Origin of the sequence: Streptomyces sp. MnatMP-M17 (assembly GCF_900091995.1) — a bacterium.
Lineage (GTDB): Bacteria > Actinomycetota > Actinomycetes > Streptomycetales > Streptomycetaceae > Streptomyces.
In genome coordinates this window covers 1-6,193 of the sequence record NZ_FMDK01000871.1, presented here as the reverse complement: position 1 = coordinate 6,193, position 6,193 = coordinate 1, and the positions used below count along the sequence as shown (strand labels likewise).

At 71.2% G+C, this 6,193-nt stretch carries 5 protein-coding genes; 1 reads left to right on the top strand and 4 read right to left on the bottom strand.

Annotated features, from left to right (window positions below; genetic code table 11):
* From GA0115259_RS32425 to GA0115259_RS32415, 3 genes are all read right to left on the bottom strand, one after another.
* Positions 1–1,462, bottom strand: a 1,462-nt coding sequence (locus GA0115259_RS32425) for an amidase (protein WP_093603586.1), incomplete at its 3' end; no start/stop codon positions are given.
* Entirely contained in the window at positions 1,459–1,761 is a 303-nt protein-coding gene (locus GA0115259_RS32420) for a hypothetical protein (RefSeq protein WP_093603584.1), read from the bottom strand. The genes GA0115259_RS32425 and GA0115259_RS32420, both read right to left, overlap by 4 nt.
* A 168-nt stretch (positions 1,762–1,929) precedes the next feature.
* A complete protein-coding gene (locus GA0115259_RS32415; protein ID WP_093603582.1) occupies positions 1,930–3,402 on the bottom strand; it encodes an NCS2 family permease in 1,473 nt (490 codons plus the stop codon).
* Between the two features lie 224 nt (positions 3,403–3,626).
* On the opposite strand from GA0115259_RS32415, the gene GA0115259_RS32410 reads away from it, so the two are divergent.
* Positions 3,627–4,856: an MFS transporter gene (locus GA0115259_RS32410; protein WP_176732730.1), complete on the top strand. Its 1,230-nt coding sequence runs from the start codon at positions 3,627–3,629 to the stop codon at positions 4,854–4,856.
* Here the strand turns inward: GA0115259_RS32410 and GA0115259_RS32405 are convergent.
* Positions 4,842–6,035, bottom strand: a complete 1,194-nt coding sequence (locus GA0115259_RS32405) for a hypothetical protein (protein ID WP_093603580.1) — start codon at positions 6,033–6,035, stop codon at positions 4,842–4,844. The two genes, GA0115259_RS32410 and GA0115259_RS32405, sit on opposite strands and share 15 nt — an antisense overlap.
* Between the last annotated feature and the right edge of the window lie 158 nt (positions 6,036–6,193).

Sequence of the window (6,193 nt, the reverse complement as noted above, 5' to 3'; positions counted from 1 at the left end):
CCAGCCGGTCCCCCTCGTACGGCTGGCCGCCGATGATCACACCGGCCGGAATCCCCGAGGTGAAGCCCACCGGAAACGCGACCTCCGGCAGCCCGAGGATGTCGAACGGCACGGGCCCGGTCTGGAGCAGCACATCGCAGCGGGCCATGACTCCGTCGAGCACCTCGCGCAGCAGATGGTTCTTGGCACGCTGCGCCGTGATCCACTCGTCGCCGGAGAGCATCAGTCCCTGGAGCCAGCTCAGCAGGGAGACACCGAACTTGGCCGGGTCCTCACGCAGCCAGTACCGGAACGGCTCGGTCCGCTCCGACAGCCGCGCGTCGTTGAACGTACCGGTCAGCAGCGACCAGTCGGCCGGATAGGCGATATCGACCAGCGTCACACCGGAGATCGAGTCCAGCTTGTCGAGGAACGCCCTGCGCACCTCGGTGGCGGAGTTGAGGAAGTCCGCGGGCACACCGATCTTGGTGGCCCGGCGCAGCTTCACCTTGCCACGGGAGACCACCGGAGTCGCGGCCCGTACGAGATCGGGGACGGCGGGCAGGCCGAGCGTGCGCGGATCGTGCGGATCGGGGCCCGCCATCACCGCGAGCATCAGCGCCGCGTCCATCGCGTCGCGCGCCAGCGGTCCCGGGTGGTCACGGGTGTACGAGAGCGGGATCACGCCATAGGCGGAGACCCGGCCCATGGTCGGCTTGAGCCCGGTGAGATTCTGCCGGTTGGAGGGCTGGACGATGGATCCGCCCGTCTGCGTGCCGATGGAGGACGAGGCCAGACGCCCGGCGACGGCGCAGGCGGGACCGGTGGAGGAGCCGCCGGGATCGGTGGCCGGGTTCTCCGGCGTCCAGGCGTTGACGGTGGTGACGGTCCCGTTCGGAGTGGTCGCGCGCGTGGTGGCGAGCGGGCCCATCTGTCCCTTGCCCAGCACGATGCCGCCCGCGGAGGTGAGCCGTGCGACCGCGGTGGCGTCGTAGTCGGGGACGAAGTCCTCGAAGATGAACGAGTTGCAGCGCGTCGGCACTCCGCGCGTGTAGTAGTTGTCCTTGACGCAGAGCGGAACTCCGCTCAGGACGCCGCCCTTTCCGCCGCTCCGGTCGGCCTTGCGCGCGGCGGCGAGCGCGCTCTCGCCGGTCACCTCGGCGTACGCCTGATAGGTGGAGTCATAGGTCGCGATACGGTCGAGATACGCCTCGACCAGCGTGGTGGACGTCAGCTTGCGGCGGCTCATCAGGACGGCGGCCTCGGCGAGCGTCGCCTCGGTGGGATCGCGGCGTGCCGCGTCGCGCACCTCGATGTCGGGAAGGTACGGCTTACGGCCGGACGAGCCCGCCGAGCCGGAGGACCCCGTGAAAGACGACGTGTGCGCGGCGGCCGGAGCCGCGAGGGCGGTCCCGCTGATGACGGCGCCCGTCACCGCGGCCGAACTGGCGATGAAGGCACGGCGGTTGACGGCGCGGCTCATCGTGCGTCCGCCTTTCCGGTCCAGGCCTCGGTGATCGAGGGATAGATCAGCGGCGGCGAGGCCTGCTGGGCATAGGCGGCGGCCGGCGTACCGGTGACCGGCGGCGCCCAGCCCGCGATGGCGACGGGCCCTCCGGTCACGAAGGAGCGCAGCGAGCGCAGGGCCTGGTCACGGGTGGGGACACCGGTCTCGGGGTCCGGCTGCGCGGGCAGCAGATCGAGGTCGACGCCGGCCAGGGCGAGTCTGGTGCGTATGTACGCGTCCAGCTGCTCCTGAGTGGGCGGCTGAGGCTGGCTCAAAAGAACCTCCGGGGATGTGCATGCCGTGCGGGGGGTGCGGGCGTGACTCCATCAGCCGTCGATGACTGCCCCATTGAGCACATGCTTCATGGGTGTTACATCGAACGCACCCCCCACAGCCGCCACACGGGCCACGACCTGGCACTACGCCTCTCGCCACACCTGGCACTACGTCACATTGAGCAGCTGCTCGACCGGATCGATCGCGAAGTAGACCAGGAACAGCGCCGCCGTTCCCCAGAGCAGCCAGTGCACCTCACGCGCCTTGCCCAGCACTGTCTTGATCAGGACGTACGCGAGGAAGCCGGCGCCGATTCCGTTGGTGATGGAGTACGTGAAGGGCATCACGGCGATCGTCAGGAAGGCCGGGATCGCGATCTCGTACTTCTCCCAGTCGATGTGCCGTACCTGCGTCATCAGCAGGAAGCCCACCACGACCAGCGCCGGGGCCGCAGCCTGCGCGGGCACCACCAGGGCGAGCGGCGCGAGGAAGAGGGAGAGCCCGAAGAGGGCGCCGGTGACGAGGGAGGCGAAGCCGGTACGGGCACCCTCGCCGACGCCCGCCGCCGACTCGATGTACGAGGTGTTGGAGGAGGCGGAGGCCGCGCCGCCCGCCACCGCCGCCGCGCCGTCGATCAGCAGGACGCGCCCGAGATGAGGCACCTTGCCGTTCTCGTCCAGGAGTCCGGCCTCGGAGGAGACACCGACGACCGTGCCCATGGTGTCGAAGAAGTCGCTGAGCAGCAGGGTGAAGACGAGCAGGACGAGCGTGATCACACCGATCTGCTCGAAGGCGCCGAAGAGGCTGAAGGAACCGACGAGCCCGAAGTCGGGTGCGGCGACGATGTCGTCGGGCACGGACGGCGCGGTCAGTCCCCAGGCGGTGGGCGCGATCTCGGCGATCTCGTTGATGACGACAGCCACGACGGTCGTCAGGACGATACCGATGAGGATCGCGCCCTTCACCTTCCGCGCCACCAGCGCGACGGTCAGCAGCACACCGAGGCAGAAGACCAGGACGGGCCAGCCGGAGAGCTGTCCCGAGGCGCCGAGCTGCACCGGTACGGAACCGGTCTCACCGGGGATACGGGTGACGAAGCCCGCGTCGATGAAGCCGATGAAGGCGATGAAGAGACCGATGCCGACGCTGATGGCCTGCTTGAGCGAGTGCGGGATGGCGTGCATGACCGCCTCGCGCAGCCCGGTCAGGACCAGTGCGCAGATCACCAGCCCTTCCAGGACGATCAGTCCCATCGCGTCGGGCCAGCTCATCAGCGGCGCGAGCTGGAAGGCGACGACGGCGTTGAGTCCGAGGCCGGCGGCGATGGCGAGCGGCAGATTGCCGCCGAGGCCCATGACCGCGGTCATCACGGCGGCCACCAGCGCGGTGGCGGTGACGAGTTGGGGCCCGGAGAGATGCGCGCCGAACTTGTCCTCGGCGCCGCCGAGGATGATCGGGTTGAGTACGAGGATGTAGGCCATCGTGAAGAAGGTGGCGAAGCCGCCGCGTACCTCGCGTCCATAGGTCGAACCGCGCTCGCTGATCTTGAAGTAGCGGTCCACGGCGTTGCGCTGCGGCCCGGCGGCGCTCTCCGGGGTCTCTGGGGACTGCGGGTTCCGGTCCACGGTCTGGCCTGACATGGGGCTCCTTTGCCGACGACGGTCGCGGGGGGGTAGAGGGATTGTCCTCCTGTCAGGGACAGTTCAGGTTTTCACCGTGTTAACGACCTTGCTCCGGCGCGGGTCTGAGGCCCTCCGTGCGCGGAAGTAGGGCGATTGCCCGATGCGCCCACCCCGTACTCAGCCGCCACTCTGACGCCCGTACTCGCGGTGGGTGAAGTAGCGGAAGGGACGAGGGAGCGGACATGGGTGTGGGCGTGGGAGACGTACTGCGGGACCGCGACGCCGGGCTGTATCTGTCCGGTGTGGTGGTGTCCGGTTTCGGTACGTCCGCGATGTGGCTGGTGGCGGGCATCTGGACCAAGTCGCTGACCGGCTCGGACAGTCTGGCCGCGCTCACCGTCTTCGCGATGTGGGCACCGACGCTGGTGGGACCGCTGCTCGGTACGGTCGCCGACCGGATGCGCCGCAGACCGCTGCTGATCGGCTGCAATCTCGCCATGGCGGTCCTGCTGCCGCTCCTGCTCGCAGTCGACTCGGCGGACCGTATCTGGCTGCTCTACTCCGTGCTGGTCGTATACGGAGCCGCCGGCGTCGTCCAGGACGCGGCGGAGACGGCGCTGGTCGCCACGGCCGTCGACAAGCGGCTGCTGAGCGACTTCAACGGGCTGCGGATGACGGCCAACGAGGGCATGAAGCTGCTCGCGCCGCTCGCGGGAGCCGGTCTCTACGCCCGCTTCGGCGGCGCTCCCGTCGCCTTGCTGGACGCGGTGACCTTCGCGCTGGCCGCCGGGTGCTTCGCGCTGATGCGCGTACGGGAGGAGCCGCCGGCCCCGCGGCGCGCGGAGGGGCGGCTGTCGGGCACCGCCGAGGGCTTCCGTCGGCTGCGCGCGACTCCCGCCGTCCGTCCGCTCGTGTTCGGCGCCGCGGTCACGATGCTGCTCGCCGGGATCAACGGCGCGGCGATCTACGCGGTCGTGGACCGGACCCTCGGCCACTCCCCCACGTACGCCGGAGTGCTGTACGCGGTGCAGGGCGCCGGCTCCGTGGCCATCGGTCTCCTGGCGGGACCGCTGATGCGCAGGCTGCCGGAGCGGGTGTTCGCGGCGGCGGGCGTGGCGCTGTTCGCCCTGTCGGTCGCGGCGCGGGCGCTGCCGTACGACGCGGTGGCGCTGGCGAGCGCGGCGGGTGTCGGGCTCGGGCTGCCGTGTGTGCTGATCGCCGCGCTGACGGCGGTGCAGCGAGAGATCCCCGATCGGGTGCTGGGCCGGACGGCGGCGAGCGCCAACACCCTGATCTACGTGCCTAACGCGGTGGCGCTGGCGCTCGGCGCGGGCCTGATCGCGTTCGTCGATCTCGCCGTCCTGCTGCCGGTGACCGGCGTGGCGGGCCTGCTCACCGCGCTCGCCCTGGCACGGAGCGGGCCCGCGCCACGACTGGCGCCTCCGGCGCGACCGGGCTCAGCCGAGCTGTGACAGTCCGGCCGCGACCGCCGTGAGATCCGCGTCGGAGGCCAGTCCCGCGTGGTAGAGCCGCAGTTCGGTCGCGCCCAGCTCCCTCGCCCGTACGGCGTCCTCGGCGAGCGTCGCCGGGCTGCCGCCCATCCCGCTGACGACATTGAAGTTGGCGGCAACCGCCGGGGGCACGGCGGACGCGGCGGACGCGGTGCGGTGCTCCGCGAACGGAGGCAGCACGCTCCCGGCCGCACCACCGGAGCAGGGCAGCACAACGCCGTCCGCGACACCGAGGATGTGCGCCGGCTCCACACCGGCATTGGCACCGGTGTGGTACGGCACCGGATCGGCGTGCAGCAGCACCTGGAACCCGGGCCGGGCCGCCGCCCGTACCGACGCGACCGCCGACTCCTGGACCGTACGGGCGATCCCGCCCCGCCAGTCGAGGGTGACGGCGGCGAGATCCGCGCCGAGCAGATTCTCGACACCGGACCAGCCGGCCTCGGCGGAGCCGCCGGCCCAGCCGGGCTCCAGCGCGCGCCGTACGGCGGAGGCCAGTTCGTCCGGATCCGCGCCGAGGCCCGCGTATCCGTCCCGGCAGACCGAGCAGAAGCAGAGCGACATCAGATACTGGGCCGCGTCGCCGAGGCCGACGCCCGCGATCTTGTCGTGGGCGTGCAGATGGGCGAGTCCGTACCAGCCGCAGGACTCCAGCTCGGTGCCGTGCGCGCCGGGCCGTACGGCGGCCTCCGCCGCCAGCTCGGCCAGATACGCGGCGACGGCGGGCCGTGCGATACAGGGCGCCCAGGGATAGCGGTCGCCGTAGGCGTTCACCACGGAGGTGGTGGGATGTTCGGCGCCGAGCCGGGAGCTGTGCGCGAGGATCACCCAGGTGTGGACATCGAGCCCGGCGTCCACGAGCGCCGCCGCTGCCTCGCCGTACGCGTCGCCGGGCGCCCAGTCGCCCGCCGGATACGGGCGCAGCTCATGGCCCGCCCAGCGCGCGGCGTCCGGCGGATAGAGGACGGCGGCGTGTTCGGCGGTGACGACACGGTGGCGCGGATGACGTGGGGTCAGGGCGCGGGTGGAGTGGTAGGCGGAGGCGAGAGTGACCTGCTGGACGCCGAGGTCCGCGATCCTGGCCGGCGCGTCCGGATCGCCCACCACGTCCCAGGGATAGAGAAAGACGGAGGTCCTCACCGGCCCGTCTCCGAGCCGTCCTCGGCGCCGTACGCCGGGCCGTCCACCGAGCCGTCCGCCGGGCCGTCCTCGGTGCCGTCGGGGAGCAGGGCCCTGCCGCGTTCGATCAGGACCGCGAGCGCCTTGAGATGGTCAGGAAGCGGCTCGCTCAGCGGCGG

What these genes read in the sequence shown, in the direction of transcription:
- GA0115259_RS32415 (WP_093603582.1), bottom strand. Translation starts at nt 3,402, where the DNA reads ATGTCAGGCCAGACCGTGGACCGGAACCCGCAGTCCCCAGAGACCCCG.
- GA0115259_RS32410 (WP_176732730.1), top strand. Translation starts at nt 3,627, where the DNA reads ATGGGTGTGGGCGTGGGAGACGTACTGCGGGACCGCGACGCCGGGCTG.